Origin of the sequence: Halovenus aranensis (assembly GCF_900100385.1) — an archaeon.
GTDB classification, from domain to species: domain Archaea; phylum Halobacteriota; class Halobacteria; order Halobacteriales; family Haloarculaceae; genus Halovenus; species Halovenus aranensis.
The window spans coordinates 1-19,301 of sequence record NZ_FNFC01000013.1 but is presented as its reverse complement, the minus strand read 5'-3'; the positions used below and the strand labels follow the sequence as shown (position 1 = coordinate 19,301).

Genomic DNA, 19,301 nt, shown 5'->3' with positions numbered 1-19,301 from the left:
ACGCACGTTTTTGCCCCGGCCGGACCCACGGGGCGTATGGACGAGACACTCTCTGCGGACCCGATACGCCAGAACCGCGGCGTCGGCCGCGAGGTCGCCGTCGTCGGGGCCGGTGCCGTTGGCCTCACAGCGGCACTGTTTCTGGCCCGTGAGCGCGCGACGGTTACGGTCTACGAGGCAGGTACTGTCGCGAACGAGTCGAGCGGGCGGGCGGCCGGCGTCTGTTACGACGCGTTCGCTGCCGAGCCAAACGCGACGCTTGGCCGGGAAGCAATCGAGCGCTTCCGTTCCTTCGCCCAGGCGGGTGCACCCTTCACCTCCTGTCCGTACCTCTGGCTCGCACAGACAGGCGACGAGCCGAAAATCGACCTCGTACGAGACGGTATCAGACGGATGCAGAAACTCGGCGTCGAAGCGACTGAACTCGACGCGAGCGAGGTCGCCGAGCGATTCCCAGCGCTTCGAACCGACGACATCGCCGTGGCCGGCCTGACCGCGGGCGCTGGCTACACCGACACCGCGGCCTACACCGAGTGGCTCGCCGACCAGGCCCGTGCCGAGGGCGTGACAATCGAAGAGGAGACCCCAGTCCAGCTAGCGACCGACTCGCCGGCAGTAGAGACCGGTGAAGGTCGACGCGAGGTCGACGACCTGGTCGTGACTGCGGGCGCACACTCGAAACAACTGCTCGCAGGTGCTGGCGTCGAGATTGCGATGAAGCCATACCGCGTCCAGGCGCTCGTCGGCGAGGTTTCGCTCGGGGACTGGGAGCCGATGGTCTACGACACGAGCGGGGACTGTTACCTGCGTCCCCACTCCGAGGGGCTGCTCGCCGGGGACGGCACCGAACCGTGGGAGGCCGACCCGAACGGCTACGACCGGGCACCAAACGAGGGGTTCTCGGGCAGTCTCGGCGACCGCGTGACCCACAGACTGCCCGAGTGCGAACTCGATGTCGACCGGGCCTGGGCGGGGCTGTGTACGGCGACACCCGACAGAGACCCGCTCGTCGGCGCGGTCCGCGATCGCGTCTACGTCGCGACGGGCTTTCAGGGCCAGGGGTTCATGCGCTCGCCGGCAATCGGGCGCAGGCTGGCCGACGACATACTCGGCGGCGACGGGATTCCGGCATTTGACCCGACCCGCTTCGACGGCGACGAATCGTTCGAGGTTCGTGAAGGGATGGCCGTCGAATCCTCGTAATCACTCGGCCACGTCGGCGACTTCCGCGTCTGCGTGCTCGACGATTGCCTCGGGCGCGATTGGAAAGACCGCCTCCGGCGTCCCAGCGGCAGCCCAGACCGTCTCGAAGTCGGTGAGCGTCTCGTCGAGATAGACGGGGAGGTCGTCGTCGTGACAGAGCGGCGGGACCCCGCCGATGGCGTACCCCGTCGCGTCCCTGACTTCCTCGGGGTCGGCCATCCGCGCCTGATGGACGCCCCGTAGCGTCGCCAGCTTGCGGGTATCGACGCGGTTCGCGCCGCTGGTGACGACCACGACCGGCGTGTCCGCGGCCAGTACGATAGCGCTCGCAATCTGTGCGACCGCACAGCCGATTGCCGCGGCAGCGTCCTCGGCGGTTTTGGTCCCCTCGGGAAACTCCTCAACCGCGATGTCGAGTCCGTACGTCTCGGCGGCTCGCTCGCCGAACCTGGCCGCGCGCTCGTTCATATGCCGTATTCGGCGGGCTGGTACGTAGTGGTATCGGCGACAGTGTTCGACTGTCCCGCGGTCCTTTTTACCGGCCGGCTCCACCCCCCGGTATGAGCCTCGACCTCGACCCCGAGCAACTCGACCGGTACTCGCGTCACATCATCATGGACGACGTGGGACCCGAGGGACAGGGGGCACTGCTCGATTCGTCAGTGCTGGTGGTGGGTGCCGGCGGTCTGGGGTCGCCGGTGTTGCAGTATCTCGCCGCCGCCGGCGTCGGCCAGCTCACCGTCGCCGACGACGACGCGGTGGAGTTGAGCAACCTCCAGCGCCAGGTCATCCACGGCACCGATGACGTCGGCCGCCCGAAAGTCGACAGCGCCGCCGCGTTCCTCGACGCCCTGAACCCCGATATCGACGTGACCCCCCGGGAAATGCGTGTGACGAGCGAGAACGTCGTGTCCCTCGTCGAGGGGCATGACCTCGTCGTCGACGCCTCGGATAACTTCCCGACCAGATTCCTCCTCAACGACGCCTGCGTGCTGGCGGATATCCCCCTCAGCCACGGGGCGGTCTACCGCTTCGAGGGCCAGGTGACGACGTTCAGGGGTGGCCAGCCCTGCTATCGCTGTATCTTCCCCGAAGCGCCGCCAGACGGCGCAGTCCCAGACTGTGCCACCGCGGGCGTGCTCGGCGTCCTGCCGGGAACCGTCGGCGCGATACAGGCCACAGAGGTCGTGAAGCTCCTGCTCGACCAGGGTGAGACACTCGACGGTCGACTGCTCGTCTACGACGGAGAGTCACTGGAGACCGAAACAGTGCCGGTCGCGCCGGCTCCAGACTGCCCGGTCTGTGGCGAGAATCCACGCATCGAGTCGGTCGAAGACGCCGAGTACAGCGGCCAGTGTGCCGCTCCAGAGTGACGCCGTAGCGAATCAGCACACCTCCGTGTGGTTCCTCGAAAAGCGATCAGTAGAGATGTGGACTGACCACTGAGGACGCTCCCGATAAATATGATATTTGCACTGGTATCCAAGATGGAGGGCGTGTATCTCGTACGATTGCTCGATTTTCTATCATTACTGTGCTGTGAATAGAGAACCGACAACTCACGGTAAACGTTTGAATTGTCTCTTAGATTGTGTTTCCGACCAAATATGGACTGATTCCGGCTACTACGGCTGGAACGGGTCCGCAGGCGAGATACCAGTGGACCGTCCCGGCGTTTCGTTCGTGTTGTTCCGACGGTTACGAGCAGTTCGAAGCTGTGGGTATGGCACGAGGGCTGATAGACGACAACACACGTTGAGTCGTGAGCAGACGGGACAACTGACGACACTTACCGCACCCTACCTATCAGAGAGACGCAAAGATAACCAATCCCGCGACGACGAACTGAACCAGGCCGAGAGCGGTAAAAAACGCACCAATGAAACCAAACCGCTTGATTGCGTCTGACTCGTCCCCGACAGTGACGTGTAGGTCGGAACTAATCCCCAGTATGTGTCCCACGGCCAGGTGTGGGCGAGTTCGTATCTTTTCGAGTTTGCCCATTCCGTGTGTGTTGCTCCCGACGTAGGTAGACTCGGTCCCGAGACCCTCCCGTCGCTGGACAATATCCTGCTTGTGACCGTAAACGTGGAGTCGGTCGTCGGCCTCGATTCGCCGTTCCGTGTGTATTCGCTCCCGGTTTTTCCACTCGTCTTCCTCGCCGTAGATGTTCGCTCCTGTGGGGTCAACCGCCACCGTTCCGGTCTCATCGCGAACATAAAACGGTTTGCCTTCAGTACCGTTGTCTTCCAGATGATAGTTCGACTCCCGGTTATCGCCGGTGTTGCCCGCGTCTCTGTCCTGATGCTCCCACGCGTACGCCAGACATTCCTGCTCGGAGTACTTTCCTGTTACAGTCCCGTTGAGTTCCGCCGCCGTTCCGGTGAACTCGACGAGACCGTCGCTGGCTGTTCTGACAGTCTGGATATCATCCGGGTCGTTCTGTCTGAGACGGAACGCTCTGTAGAGGTGTGTGCCCCCGAATAGTAGTATTGGCAGACTTACCACCACAACGAGAACCACAATTGCCAACGTTAGTATCACAGATATAGCCACAATTGATTCGACAAGAACATAAATCAGTCACCGAAGTCTCTCTGTAAGAAACGCAACTGCTGTGCTGACTGTCCTCTCTGTATCTTGTACGCCGTCCTCGGGCTGCTATGTGAACGCCCCTCAGGAAACGGCTTGTTCGCCGGCCTATCGATAAAAGCCGTTTCGGGCCGTCTACTCTTCGAGGCGTGTTACGTCTGTGAGTGTCTCTCGCCGGCGGGCCACTCGCGTCTCGTCGCCGTCAATGACGACCTCGGCCGGGCGGGGCTGAGAGTGGAACTGGTTTGCCAGTTCGTAGCCGTATGCCCCGGCCATTCCGACTGCCAGCACGTCCCCTCGCTCGGGCCTTGGGAGTGGTCGGTCCGTACAGAACACGTCGGCGCTCGTACAGCACGGGCCGCCGACAGAGACCGGCTCGGCTCCGCGCTCTGGTGTGCTGACGTTGCGAATCGGGTGGTAGGCGTCGAACATCGCCGGTCTGACCAGCGTCGCAAGCGAGCTGTCGACGCCGACAACCGTCGCCGTCTCCGTCTCCTTGCGCGTGTTCACTGTTGTCAGAATGAGGCCGGCGTCAGCGACGACGTACCGTCCGGGTTCGAGCTTCAGCGACGCCTCGAGGTCGCCGACCGCCCGCCGAACGCGCTCGCCGACCGCTTCCATGTCGAGTGGGGCGGTCTCCTCGCGGTACGGAACCCCGAAGCCGCCGCCGATGTCGAGGAACTCCAGGGCGGTTCCGGCCGCGTCGGCCGCTTCGCGCGCGAGGTCGGCGACGACCTCGATTGCCCGGCAGTGGTCGTCGAGGTCCTCGTGCAAGACGCCGCTGCCGACGTGGGCGTGTATCCCAACGAGGTCGAATCGTTCGGCAACGTCGGCCGCGACCTCACCGACACGGGCAGCCGGGATACCGAACTTCGCGTCCGCACCGGTCGCGACTTTCTCGTGGTGACCGGTGCCGATGCCGGGGTTGACGCGGATGGCGACGCGCCCGTCGTAGCCCCGCTCTGCGAGGCGGTCGAAGGTGTCCGTCGCGCCGGCAGTAACTGTCAGCCCTGGATGGTGGGCCCCGATGTCGGCGGCATACGCGAGGTCTGCGTCCGGAGGATTGACCGCGGTGTACTGGAGGGTGTTCGGGTCCGCGCCGGCCTCGATTGCCCGCTGTAACTCGCCGCGTGCGGCACACTCGATGTTCGCGCCGGCGTCGAGCAGCGTCGAGAGGACGGCGCGGCCGGTGTGAGCCTTGGCGGCGTACATGACCGACGCGTCGGGGAAGGCACGCTCGACTCGCCGGTAGTTCTCGCGGACCCGGCCAAGGTCCTGGACGTACAGCGGCGTCCCGTGCTCGGCAGCGAGGGCGAGCAAGCGGTCGTCGTCCCAGTCGGCGAGCCGCCGAACGCGTGGCCCAGTGGTCATGATTGCTCCCGGAGAGTGTCCTCCCGTTCGACGGCCTCGACGGTCTCCTCGCCCAGTGCCGTCGCCACGACCGCGGGCTTGTAGGCACCGCCCTCGAACAGGTCGTGGTCGCCGAGCGACGACTCGACGTATCGGGTAAAGGCGCGTCGTTCGGGGGGAAGCCGACCGTAGCGGATTTCCTCGTCGACGAGGTCGTACACCGGAATCCGTGGCGTCAGCAGTGTGTTCTCGCCGACGACACAGTCCGCGCCGACGACGAACCCTGAGGTGACGCGACAGCCGGCCCCGAGGGTGACGCCGTCTTCGATGACGACTGGTGTCTCCTCGACGGGTTCGAGGACCCCGCCGACGAGGGCGTTCGCGCCGAGTTTCACGTCCGACCCCACCTGTGCACAGGAGCCGACGGTGTCACAGGAATCGACGAGCGTCCCGTCGCCGACGTACGCGCCGATGTTGAGAAAAGACGGACTCATCAGAATCACGTCACTCCCGACGTGTGCCCCCCGGCGGACAACGGTGCCGTCTGGCGTGTTTCGGGTGCCTCGCTCCGCGAACGAGTCGGTGTCCGCGAGCGGGAGTACATCGTTGTAGGTGTGGCCGTACTCCCACTGGGAAATCTCTCGCAGTCCGAACGTGAGCAAGACACCTTGCTTGACCCACTCGTTTGCCTGCCACTCGCCGTCGACGGGTTCGGCGGCCCGAACCTCGCCGGCTTTGAGTGCGTCCAGAAACGCATCGAGTGTGTCCAGGTCGTCGGTGCTCGCGTCGATATCTCCCTCGCTGTACCGCCTCCAGAGGCCTGTGATGTCAGATTCGAGTGCTGTCATTGGCTGTCAGAGTCGTCTTCGTTGCCCGTGAGTACGTCTTCGATATCGTACCGGCCGGGGTCGCGGCCGGCGAGCCAGTCTGCCGCCGTGAGTGCACCAGCCGCGAAGACGCTACGGTCTTCGGCCCGGTGGCAGAGCCTCAGTACCTCGTCGTTATCGGCGAGCATCACCTCGTGTTCGCCACGGACGTTGCCCGCACGGCGAGAGTGGACCCCGACCTCCGTCTCGCCGCGAACGTGTGTGCCAGCTCGGCCGTTGACGGTCTCGACCGTGCGATGGTCGGTCACGGTCTCGACGAGTGTCGTCGCGGTCCCGCTCGGGGCGTCTTGCTTGCCGCGGTGGTGTGTCTCTGCCACCTCGATGTCGTAGTCGCCGACAGCGTCGAGTGCCGCGTCGAGAGCGCGTCGGAGGGCGACGATGCCCTGCGAGAAGTTCCGGGCGTGTACCACCGGTATCTCCGCACTCGCGGCCTCGATGGCATCGAGAGCCGAGTCTCCGAGCCCCGTCGTCCCGCTGACGAGTGCGACCTCGGCGTCGGCACAGTCCTGGGCCAGCGCCGGCACCGCCTTGGCAGTCGAGAAGTCGACGACGACGTCCACGTCGTGAGCGACGAGTGCATCGCGGCGCTCGGTCGGTGTCACGACCAGCTCCCCGTCAGCCTCGGGAGCGACCCCCAAAACGGCCGAGAGGGCCTCGCGCGCCCCCGCCGCATCCCGAACTGTTGTCCCCATTCGTCCGGTCGCGCCGTTGAGCGCGAGCCGTGTCACCATCAGTTCTCACCCCCTGGCAGGGGTTCGTACCGGTCGAGGACCGATTCGAGCGGTTCTCTGTGTTCCTCGGCGAGTTCAGCGAGCGGCTGCCGGAGGTTGCCATTCCCGTGACCGCTGATTGCCATCGCGGCCTTGACCGGAACGGGATTGGTCTCGATAAACAGTGCCCGAAAGAGTGGGCCGAGGTCGTGGTGGAGCTGTCGGGCCCGGTCGTAATCACCGCTCCGTGCGGCACCGACGAGGGCACAGAGTCGTCGGGGTTCGACGTTCGCGGCGACGCTGATACAGCCCGTGCCACCCATCGAGAGTATCGGGAGCGTCTCGGCGTCGTTGCCCGAGAGCACGTCGAACTGCTCGTCGCGGGTTCGTTCGATTATGTGGCCGACCTGTCCGAGGTCGCCGCCGGCGGCCTTGTACCCCTGGATGCGTTCGTGTTCTGCCAGCTCGACGACTGTCTCGGGGTCGAGGTTGCGACCCGTCCGCGAGGGGACGTTGTAGACAATCTGCGGGAGGTCGATGGCGTCGGCAATCGTCTCGTAGTGCTCGCGGAGGCCGCGCTGTTGGGGTCGGTTGTAGTACGGCGAGATGAGCAAGAGCGCGTCAGCGCCAGCGTCGGCGGCTCGCCGGGAGAGTGAGAGTGCTTCGCTCGTGTTGTTCGAGCCCGCCCCCGCGACCACGGGCACGTCGACGGCCCCGACGACCGCCTCGATTACCTCGACGTGTTCGTCGTGGCTGACCGTGGCAGACTCGCCGGTCGACCCCATGGGAACGAGGCCGTCGACGCCCGCCGCTTCGAGTCGCTGTGCGTCGGTTCGTAACTGGTCGAAATCGATACTTCCATCGTCGTGAAACGGCGTGCACATCGCCGGATACACGCCGGTGAGCGTCGCGTCCGCAGTGGATTGTGTCATGTGTCTGGATAGTGTGGGTCAGTTGGGAACTGCTCGCGTCGAGAAAGGTGACCCGCGACAGGCGTGCCAGGCCTGCCGGGAGCCGACTCACTGCGGACGTTTAGCTTTCGAGTCGGCACGCACGCCGCTGTCAGACCCGGCGACTCCGGAGAGACACGCGGCGCGTTGCATACTCGTGATGGCGTATCCCAGGAACTTACCTGTTGTGACTCACCGTCGCGAGAACGGTAGCGACGCCTCGTCGGTCGACGGCGCCCGTCCGAGATACCGGCGAGCGGTTCCTTTTTGAGTGCCGGCATCATATCCCCCTCTGATGGTAGGACACACACAACTTAGAATCCGGATGGCGGTCGTCGGGACCATTCTCTTCGGTCTCTATCTGGCCGTCGCCGGATTCGTCTTGGCCGCCTACGGTACAGGGGCGCCAGTGTTGATTCTGTTAAGCCTCGGGATGGTGGGCTACCCGTTCATCCTCTACAAGTTCGGTCGGTGGTCCGCAGTCCGTGGCGTCGGTGCCGAGGAGATGCCAGAGCGGCCCGAAGCGGGGTATCGCTTCGACGAGATACACCGCTCGACCGAGCGCCTCTGTGACGAGATGGACCTCGATAAACCCAAGCTGATGGTCGCCGATATGGGAATGCCAAACGCCTTCGCTGTCGGCCGGCGGGCAGACGGCATCGTCGTCATCTCGGCAGAAATTATCGAGCTGCTCGACCACGACGAGCTCGAGGGCGTCATCGCACACGAACTGGCCCACCTCGACAACCGCGACACGGTGATGATGGTGATGGGCCAGTCTATCGCCGCCCTCGTTGGCTGGGTCACTTACGTCGTCGTCGCTTTCCGCGGCGAGAATGACATTGCAAGCATCATGGTCGGCTACTTCGCCAGCATGGTCGCCCAGATGATTGTGACGGTGTTCCTGATGGCTATCTCGCGATACCGCGAGTACGTGGCCGATGCAGACGCCGCCGAGCACACACGCAATCCCGACGCGATGGCCCGCGCACTGGAGAAAATTAGTACCGGTGCCCAGGGTAAGGAGATGAAAGCAGAGGAGAGCGTCAGCGCCCTCTGCATCTTCGGTGGCGAGCGCGGTCTCTTTGCGACGCTGTTCGCGAGCCACCCGCCGACCGAGAAGCGCATCGAACGCCTCCGCTCGATGTAGGCGGTGGACAACGCCTTTTATCCTCGCCGGTCCACGAACTGGTATGAGCGAGATTCATCCGGCACAACGAGTCGCAGTGTTGGCGGATTCACAGAACCTCTATCACTCCGCACAGAGCATTTACTCCCGAAATATCGACTACACAGCCTTGCTCGACGACGCGGTCGACGACCGGCGGCTGACGCGTGCTATCGCGTACGTCATCCGTGCCGACGCCGAGGAAGAGGAATCGTTTTTCGACGCGCTCGTCGACATCGGCTTCGAGACCCGTATCAAAGACATCCGCACGTTCGCCGACGGCTCGAAGAAGGCCGACTGGGACGTGGGCATCAGCCTCGATGCGGTCACGCTGGCGAATCACGTCGATACGATTGTCCTCTGTACCGGTGACGGCGACTTCACCCGGCTGGTCCGGCACCTCCAGCACGAAGGCGTCCGGGTCGAGGTCTGCTGTTTCGAGGAGTCCGCGGCCGACACCCTCGTCGAGGCCGCCGACGAGTTCACCGACATGAGCGCCGATACAGAGCAGTTCCTGTTGTAGCAGCGTGTCAGAAACCTGATTTCAAGCGGTCGATAGCGGTGTATATTGAGTGATCCGGTATCGCAGCGTACGCCGAGCGAAGCGAGGCGTTTCACCGACGACGAGGAACGCAGTGACGAGTCGTCGGCCTTTTTCACCCATGTTTTTCAAGGAGCGTTCCCGCAGCGAGCGGAGCGAGCGAGGAAAGGCGACGATGAAAAAGATGGCTGTACTGACCGCGTTCTAGCCGTGTAAGGCCTCCATATGCCCGTTGTGGCTCAAAACGACGTGATGACCTCGACACCTGCGGTTTCGTAGCTCCCCATCGCGGCCAGTCGGTCGGAGACGGCCTCGAGTCCAATTTCGCGCCCGACCAGCGCGCCGGGGTCGATATCGCTTGCGGCGATAACGTCGAACAGTGCGCCGTACTGCGTGGGCGGCATCCCGCGCGAGCCGAGGAACGAAATCTCCCAGCGGGTCATCCAGTCGGTCGGCAGGGCGACTTCGCCGCGCTCGGCGTCGGTCGTCAGTCCGAGCTGGAGATGTGTCCCTCGCTCGCGGAGACACCGAACCGAGTTCTGACACGTCTCGGCGATACCCAGCGCATCGACCGAGAGGTCCGCGCCACCGGTCTGGTCGCGTATCGCCGCCACCGGGTCGGTCTCTTCGGGGTCGATAGCTGTCTGTGCGCCGAGGTCGCGGGCGCGGTCTCTGGCGGCCTGACTCGGGTCGACCGCGACGACGCGAGCGCCGAGAGCGTCACCGAGCTGGACCGCCGAGAGGCCAACGCCGCCACAGCCATGGACGGCCAGCCAATCGCCACTTTCGATTCCCGCTCGGTCGACGAGCCCGTGGTAGGCCGTCATGTACCGACAGCCGAGCACGGCCGCATCGCGCGGGTCGAGTTCCTCCGGCAAGCGGACGAGATTGTAGTCGGCCTCGGGGACGGCGACCTGTTCGGCGAAGGCACCGGGTGCGTCGGGTTCGAACCCCAGCGCGAGGCCGTTCTCACAGACGTTGCCGTGGCCCGACCGACAGTTGTGACAGGTGCCGTCACCCAGTGAGAAGGGCACTACCACGCAGTCTCCGACCGCGAACCGTTCGACGTGGTCACCGACGGCGGCGACGGTCCCGGCGGGTTCGTGGCCGAGTACCTGCCCGGTCGGGACCTGGTCGTCGTTCCACTCGCCGTGGCCCTGCCAGGCGTGCCAGTCGCTCCGGCAGAGCCCACAGGCCTCGATTTCGACGACCACGCCGTCGGGGTCTGGTTCGGGGGCTGGGACTGTGGTGATATCCAGCGGCTGGCCGTACTCGCGGAGGATTGCTGTGCGCATTGGTCGTCACATACAGCCAGCGGCCTAAATATCTCGGGACCAGCAGGACACGGAAAGTAATCAAAACGGCCACAGGCGTTCGAGGCGGTCACGGAAGCCGGACTGACTCTGGGAGTGTCGTTTCAGCGTCCAGTGCGCCTTCTCGGCGGCTTCCTCGATTGGTCGGTACTCCCAGTCGAGGTGCATCGCAATCGTCTGGTCGCCGTCGGTGACACCGACGAAAACGCGTCTGGGGGTGTGTGTCGAAGCGCCGACCGCCTCCATCGTCTCCCACTTATCGCCGTCGAAGGTCTCCGTCGACGGGATGTCGTGGTCCTCGGCAAACTCTTTGACTGCGGCCGGGTAGCGGTCGACGATGACGACGTGGCGACTCCATTCCCGGGCGTCGGCGACAACCGCCGCCGGGTCCTCGCACTCGCGGAGTGCCGACAGCGCGAGTGCAAGTGTAACTGTGGCCTCGTCGTTGCCTTCGACCGCGATTCCCATACCGAGAACTTCGACACCCGACCACAAAATAACTCACCCTTCTCGGTGCTCTGGTGTGCTGTCGGCCAGTCGCCCTTCGACGGTCGTACCAGAGTCGTTAACCGAGTCAGTCCCACAATGAGAGATATGAGACGCAGGCGCGTTCTTCGCACCGGCGGTGCCGCGGCACTGGCGGCACTGGCTGGCTGTCTCGGTGGCGACGATTCCTCGCCAGAGTCGGGGTCAGAGTTCGACGACCCCGGACCGCCGTGGAGTCGCTCGGATGCCGTCTATCACCAGGCGCACTTTTCGGGGATGAAGATGATTGGTACCGCCCAGGAGGGCGGCCGGACGGTGGGGTTGTCGTACACGTACGCCGAGCGGTTCTGGACAGTGACGGGAGAACGGACACAGCGGGTCGGCGTCGAGGACGAGTACAACGCGATTCACCTGATGGCGTCGGTCTGGGACACCGAGACGGGGACGGTTCTGCCGGTCGATTCGGGGCTCCGAGTCGCGGTCGAACGCGACGGCGAGACCCTCACCGAGCGGGCGATGTGGCCGATGCTCTCCCAGCAGATGGGCGCGCATTTCGGCGACAACATCGAGTTCCCGGCACAGGAGGAGTTCACGCTTGCCATCGACATGGGCGAAACCACAGCCACCCGGCTCGGCTCGTTACAGCAGCTCTCTGATTCGCCCGGCACCGTCCGGTTCGACTTCGATTTCACCCGCAGCACGCGCAACGAAATCAAGGTCAGGCCGACGGGTGCTCAGCCGCTCGAACGCCGCGGGGCCGCGGACGCAGTGCCACCGATGGAAATGTCGATGCAGCCGCTCTCGTTTGCGCCGACTCCCGACGCACTCCCCGGGCGGGTACTCGGCGAAGGAACTAGCGGTGACGCGGAGTTCGTCATCGCGGCATCCGGGTCGGCCGACGGGACGTATTTAGCTGTCTCCCCACGGACGCCGTACAACGGGTACGTCCTGCCGCTGATGTCACTCTCTGTGACCGTCGAGCGCGACGGCGAGAGCGTCTTCGAGGGGTCACTGGCGAACACTGTCGGCCCCAACCGAGGCTATCACTACGGCGCAGTCCTCGACAGCATCGAGTCGGGCGACGAGATAACGGTCACCGTCGATTCGCCGCCACAGGTCGCCCGACACGCTGGCTATGAAACGGCATTTCTCGACATGCCCGAAGTGAGCGTGACCGCCTGATACTGATTATTGCGGTGTTTTTCGTGATCACGTCACACTAGTCGTGTCTCACCGTGTGAAATCCGTCTGCTGTTGTCACGGCGATATAGACTCACAATAATCACTGTCGGCGGTCACTCCGGAACGCGGCCGCTGACGAGTGAGACGAGTCCAGCACCCAGGCGTTGCTCGCGGTGGTCGACAGTCTCGGAAAACAGAGCCTCCCGAGCACGTCTCCACCGTTCTTCGAGAGCGCGTAGCGGCGACCGGCGACGGAGCCGGTTTCCGGGCGCGGCGAGTCTGACGAACAGGCGCAGACAGAGATTGAGCGGCATCGCCGCCGGTCGCGGGCTCCGTCCAGCGTTCAGTAACGCGAGCCGCCCGCCCGCTCCGACACACTGTAGCCACGTTTCGACCGCCTCTGTGGAGTCTTCGAGCATACCGACGACGAACGTCGCCAGCAGCGCGTCAGCCGTACCGACGGGAGGGGTGGTCGCGTCCCCTCGAACGACCGAGACGTTCTCCCAGCCGGCACGCTCGGTTCGAGCCTGAGCCTGCCGGAGCATCGCGCCCGCGAGGTCGACCCCGATAACTCGGCCTTCGGTACCGACCTGCTCGCGGAGATACGGGATGTTCGCGCCCGTCCCACAGCCCATCTCGACGACGGTATCGCCCGGCGAGAGGTCGAGCGCGTCGACGGCCCGGACCCGCCAGGACCGGACGCCGGGTGCCGTGGCAACGAGGTCGTAGAGCCCGGCGGCTCTCTCGTAGAAGGTGCCGTCGAGAGGCGTTCGGTCGGCCATTACTGGTCGCTGAGGACCTCCCGAACCGTCGTCGCAATCGTGGGCGCGTCGGCTCCGAGCAGGTAGAGAATTGGCTCGATACCGAACCCGCCGGCCTGATAGAGCACGTCGGCGTCAGGCGTCTCCGCGAGTGCCGCGGCGATGGCCGTCTCGACGGGTTCTTCAGCGTCGAACTCGGCGGTAACAGCTCCGGTCGATTCGAGTGCGGCGAGTAAGTCCTCGTCGTAGGTGACGTTCAGCGCGGCGCGGTGGTCGCTGCCGTTCTCGCGCGCCGCGAGCAACACGGTGGCGACGTGCTGGCTGACACCGAACTCTGGTTCGCCGGGAATCGTGACCCGGCCGTGTACGTCGATGATACGCCCCGGGACGGCCGCAACGTCTTCGATTGTGTCGGTCGTCGAGAGCGACTCGGCGAGGTTCGAGCCGACGGCAGGAATCATGCGTGCGAACCCCTCGGTGTTCTGGATGACCCGGAGCCCCCGCCGGACGGAGGCCCGGACCTGGCCGGCCTCGCGGAGTCGGCTGTCGGGGTCGTGGATGTCGACGTGGCCCTCGGCGGCGAGTGCGGGGACCGCCTCCGTGTGGAGTTCTGCGAGGGTGCCGCCGCGTTCGAGTTGGCGGATACACACCTCCGTCTCGACGAGTGCCTCGACGGGCGTCATCTCGCCGTCGGTGAGGCCGTCGGCCAGCCGCTCGACGAGGTCCTGTACCTGTGACTCGTTCAGCAGTCGCTCGTTGCGTTCGACCTCGCCGTGGACGTACTTCGAAACGGCGCTCTGGCTGATGCCGAGCAATTCCGCGACCTCGTTTTGGGTTCGCCCCCGCTCCCGGAGTGCCTCGGCCAGCATCGAGCGAAACGTCGGCAGAAATTCCTCGACCACGAGTTCCTCGATGAATTTCATCGCCAGATAGTTCCGCTGGCAGCCTCTTAGTAATTGGTTCTCCGGAGCGGGCGTTAGCGACAGACAGCTCAGTCTTCGACCCAGTTCGTCTCATCGAGGACGACCGGCGCAAGGACGTTCCCAACGCGGCGTGCGCCGCGTTCCGAGGCAAGGAGCGAGATGTTCCCCAGCGAGTCGTTGACTGACTTACTCACCTCGTCTGTCGGGTAGTCGGGGTCGGCGACGATAGCTTCGAGTTCGGCAGTCAGTTCGGTTGCAACAGTTTCCTGCGCGCTCGGTGTGAGTGTCGCCTCTGCCGGGAGCAGGTCGAACGTGACCGCATACCCCTCCTCGTATCGTTCGATACCGAAGAACGGTTGCCGCTCACGCTCGGACCGCGCGTAGGCCGTCTCGACGCCAGACTGGCCGTCATAAACCGGAATGTCGGACTCTGTAGTCACACTCACCGGTAGGAACTGCTCGGTTTAGACTGTGTCGGGTACGACACGTTACTGGTCGCCGCCAAACTCGCGGTCACCGCCGATACGCGAGGCCTGTGGGCCGGACTGGCCCTGGTATTTCGAGCCGCGCTCCTCGCCGTAGGGCCGTTCTGCCGGCGACCGCAGCTCTGTAAAGGTCAGCTGAGAGATGCGCATATCGGGTTCGAGCGCGACCGGGGCCGCGCCGAGATTCGACAGCTCGAGCGTAATCTGGCCCTGGTACCCGGGGTCACAGAGGCCGGCCGTAGCGTGGACGACAATCGCGAGCCGGCCAAGCGAGGACCGGCCCTCGACGTGGGCGATGAGGTCGGGCGGAATCTCGACGCGTTCTTTCGTGGTCCCGAGCACGAAATCGCCCGGATGGAGGATGAACTCGCCGTCGTCCTCGATGACCGTCTCCGTGACGTACTCGTCGATTTCGGCCTCGCTTTGGGGATGGATACAGGGGATGTTCGTGTGCTCGAACTCCAGAAACTCCCGTCCCAGCCGCAGGTCGACGCTTGCGGGCTGGACCTGCAATTCGGGGTCGTCCAGCGGTTCAATAACCAACTCCCCTGCTTCGAGCCGACGGAGGATGTCGCCATCCGAGAGTATCATACACTGAGCACGGAGGACCACCGAGTAAAAGGTCTCGGTCCTGTTGACAGAGCCGCAGGGTTCAATTAGCCAGAGCCCGTATTTGAACGTGTATGGAATGTCACTACTGTGAGTCGGGTGCGGATATCGTCGTCGAGCGAGAAGGAATTCGCGTCGGCGTCTGCGAGCGACACTTCCGCGAGCAGATGGAGGAGCTCTCGGAGTCGGAGTGGGTGCGGGATATCGAGGACGAACTCGACATCGACCGGGCCGAATAGAAGCCCGACTGTTTTTGACGGTTACTCCTCGTCGGTGGCGCTATCGTCGACGCCGCGATAGTCGACGACGAGCACCGGTACGTTCGTCGACCGGAGCGTCCGCTCGGTGACGCTACCGAGCAGTGCCCGTCTGACGCCGGCGCGGCCGTGGCTTCCCATCACCACGAGGTCGATATCTTCTTCCTCGGCGTACTCGCTGATGACGCTGTGAGGTTTCCCGCCGGCGTGGTGTTCGTGAACCGTCAGCCCGCGGTCCTCGCCGAGACGCGCGACGTGGCCGGTCGCCTCCTCGGCATCTGCCTGTAGTTCGTCCATGTCGCCGAACTCGCCGGCGCGGATGTTATCGACCTGGTCGGCACCGAGACCGTACGCGATGGCGTCGGTGTCTGCGACAAACAGCGCGTGAACGGCCGCGCCGTACTGCTCGGCGATATCGAGGGCGTGGTCGACTGCTGCCTGGGCGACGTTGCTCCCGTCGGTCGGAATGAGGATGTGGTCGTACATTGTCGTGCTGTAGTACTGTCGGGGTGGGCTTGTGTCTTCGCACCGATGCTACTCGACTTTCTCCTGGATGTCGTCGACAACATCCGGGTTCCGGAGTGTGCTCGTGTTCCCGATGTCGTCGCCGTTGGCGATATCTTCGAGCAGCCGGCGCATGATTTTCCCCGAGCGCGTCTTGGGAAGTTCGGGCGTGAAGACGACCGCTTCCGGACGCGCAATCGGGCCGATAGCGTCCTCGACGGCCGCGATTATCTCCTCGCGGAACGCGTCGGTTTCGTCCTGCTCGTCCTCGGTGATAGCGTAGGCGTAGACGGCTTCGCCTTTCATCTCGTGGTCGCCGCCGACGACGGCGGCCTCGGCGACGCCCTCGACGCCGACGATAGCGGACTCGATTTCCATCGTCCCGAGCCGATGGCCCGAGACGTTGAGTACGTCGTCGACCCGGCCGAGTACCGTGATGTAGCCGTCGTCGTCGAGCTTTGCGCCGTCTTCGGGGCAGTAGACCCACTGGTCACGCTCGGGGAGCGAGTACTCCCGCCAGTACTCGTCGATGAACCGCTCGTCGTTGTCATAGAGGGTTCGCAACATCCCCGGCCAGGGTTTGTTGACGACGAGGTAGCCGGCCTTTCCGGCCTCGACGGGGTCGCCGCCTGCGTCGACGATATCCGCACTGACACCGGGAAGCGGCGGCCCCGCAGAGCCGGGTTTCATCGTCCCCAGCGCCGGCAGCGTCGTTATCATCATACCGCCGGTCTCGGTCTGCCACCACGTATCGACGACCGGACACGACTCGTTTCCGATGTGTTTGTAGTACCACTTCCAGGCGCGGGGGTTGATCGGTTCGCCGACAGTCCCGAGCAGGCGCAGCGACGAGAGGTCGTGAGCGTCGGGGTACTCCGGCCCCCACTTCATGAACGCCCGAATCGCCGTCGGTGCGGTGTACAGTTGGGTCACCTCGTGCTCCTCGACGATCTCCCAGAGGCGGTCTTTCTCCGGGTAGTCCGGTGTCCCCTCGTACATGACCGTCGTCGTCCCGAGCGCGAGCGGGCCGTAGACGATATACGAGTGACCGGTAATCCAGCCGATGTCTGCCGAACACCAGTAGGTGTCCTCGGGCTTGATGTCGAGTACCGCGTGACTCGTCCAGGCGGCATACGAGAGGTAGCCGCCGGTGGTGTGTTTCACGCCTTTCGGTTTGCCGGTCGTGCCGGAGGTGTACATCAAAAAGAGCATATCCTCGGCGTCGCGGGTGACCGGCTCGACGGTCGCTCCCTCGTGGTCTGCGACCAACTCGGCGTAGACGTGCTCGTCGTCGGCGATATCGCTGTCGGCGTCGTCACCGAGTCGGTCGGCGACGATTGTCGTCACGTCGCCGTCGACATCGGCCAACCCTTCGCGGGCCTTCGAGAGGTGGTCGAGCGCGTCGCCGCGACGGTAGTAGCCGTCACAGGTGACTAGCGTCTCGGAGTCGGCGGCGTTCATCCGCTCGGCGAGTGCATCGGCCGAGAAGCCAGCGAAGACAACGGAGTGTGGTGCCCCGATACGGGCACACGCGAGCATCGCGACCGGCAACTCGGGAATCATCGGCATGTACAGCGTGACGATATCGTCTTCGCCGACACCCGTCTCGCGCAACGCGGCGGCGAACTCGTTGACCTCGCGGTGGAGCTGTTCGTATGTGTATGTGCGTGTCTCCCCCAGTTCGCCGACCCACTCGATTGCGGCCTCGTCGCCGCGGCCGTCGAGGTGTCGGTCAACGCAGTTGGCGGCGGCGTTCAGTTCACCGTCGACGAACCACTCGTAGAAGGGTTCGTTCTCGTCGTCGAGTACCTCCTCCCACTCCGACTCCCAGGTCAACAGGTCGGCGGCGCGCTCCCAGGCCTCGGGCCAGTTCTCCTCGAACTCCTTGTAGATGCCTTCGTCAGAGACATTTGCCTGCTCGACGAACGCTTCCGGTGGGTCGAACGTGTCCTGTTCTTCGAGTCGGGCCTCCAGTTGTGCTTCGTCGCTCATACAGCGGCCGTTCTCGGGCCAGTCTATTAAGCGCTGAGTTAGATATAACAGCTTTCTAACACAGTTACCCATCCCGGCCGGGACCGCTCCCTGCGAGGGTGTGAGCGCTGGTCTCGTTCTCGCCTGTGGCCGACTCGGCCTCGACAGTGACGGCAACTGTTGACTCCCCTGCTGGCGTCCGGACGCCGTAGCTCAGGTCGGTTCCCGGCTCGGCACCGTCGGCACTCGCTGAGACCGTGGCCTCGCCGGACTCGCCGGCGTCAAGCGCGATATCGAACGCCTTCGGTCGGTACATCGGATACGAGAAATTCACCGCGCCGCGGAACGTCCCAGGTCCGTCGCCGACGTTTTCCCCAGCAATCGTGATGGCGAACGTCTCGTCGGCCACGACCGTCTCCGGCGCGCTGGCAGTCCACTCCCAGGCCGGCGGCGGAGACGTTGCCTTCTCGGTATCGAGACCCCACTCCCACGAGTCACCGTCTCGGTCGAGTCGGAGTGACGGCGCCGTGTCGAGGTGGGCGGGCACGTCGAACACGAGCAACTCCCGGGCCCCAGTATCCGCTTGCCTCGGGTTCCGGTCGATAGATACCTCGAGGTCGAGGGGATTCCTCGCAAGCACTACTGGCTCGTATGACTCGCCGTCGGCGACGAGACGGACTGCCGTCGGACTCGGGACGGACTCTGTGCCGTCTGCGTTCACCGTGACGAGCACGAACTGGCCGTCTGCCGACTGGATTCCGTTCCAGTCTACCTGTTCGATGTGTCGGTAAGCGTACTGGACACCCGCGGCCTCGACAGTCACCGGAGGTGGTGAATCTGTATCGGATGTCGCCGTCTCGGTTGAGGCGGGAGTCGCATCGGATGGTGTGGACTCCGTCGGGGAGCCGTTCGCGTCAGGCGAGTTACTGGCACACCCGGCGAAGCCGGTGACGAGGGTCGCCAGATAGGCGCGTCTGGAGGGCATCACAGCGGAAATTCGACTGGTCGGTGTAAATGCTTTCTGTGGCTCGAAGCTTGCAGCTCCCGTTTATTCTGCTCTATTGAAAATGGAAGACGGCGACAGGATCACTCCGTAACGAGTTTGAGAAGATGAGGTCGAGAAGGCGATTATGGGCGTCGCTTTGCTCGACCTCGTTGAGACAGCACTACGTGTAGCCAAACAAGCGTTGGGAAACCGAGCGGGCAAGCCCGACTCGGGCGGGCTTGCCCGCGAGGCCCACATCGTTGCTCACTGTATTCGAAAGGAGGAGGGCCACACCTACGCCGAACTCGTCGATCGGCTAAGTCTCATGCCAGCGGTCTGCGACCGCCTCGGCATTAACCCGGACGCGCCGCCTGATCCAACCACGTTCTACCACTCGTTCGACCGCTACGCGATGTACATCTGG

At 64.3% G+C, this 19,301-nt stretch carries 21 protein-coding genes and 1 pseudogene; 7 read left to right on the top strand and 15 right to left on the bottom strand.

The window, feature by feature from the left end; genetic code table 11:
- The first annotated feature begins 36 nt into the window (after positions 1-36).
- Positions 37-1,203 carry an NAD(P)/FAD-dependent oxidoreductase gene (locus BLR34_RS12955; RefSeq protein ID WP_092703715.1) on the top strand — a complete coding sequence of 389 codons (1,167 nt, stop codon included), beginning with the start codon at positions 37-39 and terminating at the stop codon, positions 1,201-1,203.
- Here the strand turns inward: BLR34_RS12955 and BLR34_RS12950 are convergent, their stop codons facing one another.
- The gene (locus BLR34_RS12950; RefSeq protein ID WP_092703713.1) at positions 1,204-1,671 is read right to left on the bottom strand and encodes a YbaK/EbsC family protein; all 468 of its coding nucleotides are present in this window, start codon (positions 1,669-1,671) and stop codon (positions 1,204-1,206) included.
- Positions 1,672-1,763: 92 nt separating this feature from the next.
- Here BLR34_RS12950 and ubaA point away from each other — a divergent pair, with 92 nt between their 5' ends.
- Positions 1,764-2,576, top strand: a complete 813-nt coding sequence (gene ubaA, locus BLR34_RS12945; RefSeq protein ID WP_092703711.1) for an SAMP-activating enzyme E1 — start codon at positions 1,764-1,766, stop codon at positions 2,574-2,576.
- A gap of 433 nt (positions 2,577-3,009) precedes the next feature.
- On the opposite strand, the gene BLR34_RS12940 is transcribed toward ubaA, so the two are convergent.
- From BLR34_RS12940 to dapA, 5 genes are all read right to left on the bottom strand, one after another.
- Positions 3,010-3,747 (bottom strand): hypothetical protein, encoded by a 738-nt coding sequence (locus BLR34_RS12940; protein WP_143414167.1) that lies wholly within the window; start codon positions 3,745-3,747, stop codon positions 3,010-3,012.
- 183 nt (positions 3,748-3,930) lie between these two features.
- A complete protein-coding gene (lysA, locus tag BLR34_RS12935) occupies positions 3,931-5,166 on the bottom strand; it encodes a diaminopimelate decarboxylase (protein ID WP_092703706.1) in 1,236 nt (411 codons plus the stop codon).
- Entirely contained in the window at positions 5,163-5,993 is an 831-nt protein-coding gene (locus BLR34_RS12930; RefSeq protein ID WP_092703704.1) for a 2,3,4,5-tetrahydropyridine-2,6-dicarboxylate N-succinyltransferase, read from the bottom strand. Before BLR34_RS12930 ends, lysA begins: the two co-directional genes overlap by 4 nt.
- Positions 5,990-6,763 (bottom strand): 4-hydroxy-tetrahydrodipicolinate reductase, encoded by a 774-nt coding sequence (dapB, locus tag BLR34_RS12925; RefSeq protein WP_092703702.1) that lies wholly within the window; start codon positions 6,761-6,763, stop codon positions 5,990-5,992. The genes BLR34_RS12930 and dapB overlap by 4 nt, the downstream gene beginning before the upstream one ends.
- Positions 6,763-7,674, bottom strand: a complete 912-nt coding sequence (gene dapA, locus BLR34_RS12920) for a 4-hydroxy-tetrahydrodipicolinate synthase (protein WP_092703699.1) — start codon at positions 7,672-7,674, stop codon at positions 6,763-6,765. Before dapA ends, dapB begins: the two co-directional genes overlap by 1 nt.
- A gap of 313 nt (positions 7,675-7,987) precedes the next feature.
- Here dapA and BLR34_RS12915 point away from each other — a divergent pair, with 313 nt between their 5' ends.
- Positions 7,988-8,842 carry a M48 family metallopeptidase gene (locus BLR34_RS12915; protein ID WP_245683221.1) on the top strand — a complete coding sequence of 285 codons (855 nt, stop codon included), beginning with the start codon at positions 7,988-7,990 and terminating at the stop codon, positions 8,840-8,842.
- A 43-nt stretch (positions 8,843-8,885) separates the two neighbouring features.
- On the top strand, positions 8,886-9,383 hold the full coding sequence (locus BLR34_RS12910; RefSeq protein WP_092703697.1) for a LabA-like NYN domain-containing protein: 498 nt from the start codon (positions 8,886-8,888) through the stop codon (positions 9,381-9,383).
- A 257-nt stretch (positions 9,384-9,640) separates the two neighbouring features.
- Here the strand turns inward: BLR34_RS12910 and BLR34_RS12905 are convergent, their stop codons facing one another.
- The gene (locus BLR34_RS12905) at positions 9,641-10,696 is read right to left on the bottom strand and encodes a zinc-dependent alcohol dehydrogenase family protein (protein ID WP_092703695.1); all 1,056 of its coding nucleotides are present in this window, start codon (positions 10,694-10,696) and stop codon (positions 9,641-9,643) included.
- Between the two features lie 60 nt (positions 10,697-10,756).
- Complete coding sequence (locus BLR34_RS12900; RefSeq protein WP_092703693.1) at positions 10,757-11,182, bottom strand: DUF7124 domain-containing protein; 426 nt, start codon at positions 11,180-11,182, stop codon at positions 10,757-10,759.
- 126 nt (positions 11,183-11,308) lie between these two features.
- Between BLR34_RS12900 and BLR34_RS12895 the strand changes: the two genes are divergently transcribed.
- Positions 11,309-12,382: a DUF7350 domain-containing protein gene (locus tag BLR34_RS12895; protein WP_092703691.1), complete on the top strand. Its 1,074-nt coding sequence runs from the start codon at positions 11,309-11,311 to the stop codon at positions 12,380-12,382.
- 113 nt (positions 12,383-12,495) lie between these two features.
- Here the strand turns inward: BLR34_RS12895 and BLR34_RS12890 are convergent, their stop codons facing one another.
- The 4 genes from BLR34_RS12890 to dcd all read right to left on the bottom strand — a co-directional run bounded on the left by BLR34_RS12890 (position 12,496) and on the right by dcd (position 15,142).
- Complete coding sequence (locus BLR34_RS12890) at positions 12,496-13,164, bottom strand: class I SAM-dependent methyltransferase (protein ID WP_092703689.1); 669 nt, start codon at positions 13,162-13,164, stop codon at positions 12,496-12,498.
- Positions 13,164-14,066: a thiamine-phosphate synthase family protein gene (locus tag BLR34_RS12885; protein WP_092703687.1), complete on the bottom strand. Its 903-nt coding sequence runs from the start codon at positions 14,064-14,066 to the stop codon at positions 13,164-13,166. The genes BLR34_RS12890 and BLR34_RS12885 overlap by 1 nt, the downstream gene beginning before the upstream one ends.
- A 68-nt stretch (positions 14,067-14,134) precedes the next feature.
- A complete protein-coding gene (locus tag BLR34_RS12880) occupies positions 14,135-14,506 on the bottom strand; it encodes a hypothetical protein (protein WP_092703685.1) in 372 nt (123 codons plus the stop codon).
- 48 nt (positions 14,507-14,554) lie between these two features.
- The gene (dcd, locus tag BLR34_RS12875; RefSeq protein WP_092703683.1) at positions 14,555-15,142 is read right to left on the bottom strand and encodes a dCTP deaminase; all 588 of its coding nucleotides are present in this window, start codon (positions 15,140-15,142) and stop codon (positions 14,555-14,557) included.
- Positions 15,143-15,234: 92 nt separating this feature from the next.
- Between dcd and BLR34_RS17055 the strand changes: the two genes are divergently transcribed.
- On the top strand, positions 15,235-15,399 hold the full coding sequence (locus BLR34_RS17055; protein ID WP_176765322.1) for a DUF6757 family protein: 165 nt from the start codon (positions 15,235-15,237) through the stop codon (positions 15,397-15,399).
- Positions 15,400-15,420: 21 nt separating this feature from the next.
- Here the strand turns inward: BLR34_RS17055 and BLR34_RS12870 are convergent, their stop codons facing one another.
- The 3 genes from BLR34_RS12870 to BLR34_RS12860 form a co-directional block, all read right to left on the bottom strand.
- Positions 15,421-15,903, bottom strand: a complete 483-nt coding sequence (locus BLR34_RS12870; protein WP_092703681.1) for a universal stress protein — start codon at positions 15,901-15,903, stop codon at positions 15,421-15,423.
- A 48-nt stretch (positions 15,904-15,951) separates the two neighbouring features.
- Positions 15,952-17,913, bottom strand: a complete 1,962-nt coding sequence (acs, locus tag BLR34_RS12865; RefSeq protein WP_092703679.1) for an acetate--CoA ligase — start codon at positions 17,911-17,913, stop codon at positions 15,952-15,954.
- A 64-nt stretch (positions 17,914-17,977) separates the two neighbouring features.
- Positions 17,978-18,877 carry a hypothetical protein gene (locus tag BLR34_RS12860; protein WP_092703677.1) on the bottom strand — a complete coding sequence of 300 codons (900 nt, stop codon included), beginning with the start codon at positions 18,875-18,877 and terminating at the stop codon, positions 17,978-17,980.
- Between the two features lie 145 nt (positions 18,878-19,022).
- Here BLR34_RS12860 and BLR34_RS12855 point away from each other — a divergent pair.
- Positions 19,023-19,301 (top strand): annotated as a pseudogene (locus BLR34_RS12855) (IS5/IS1182 family transposase); the annotation flags it as partial.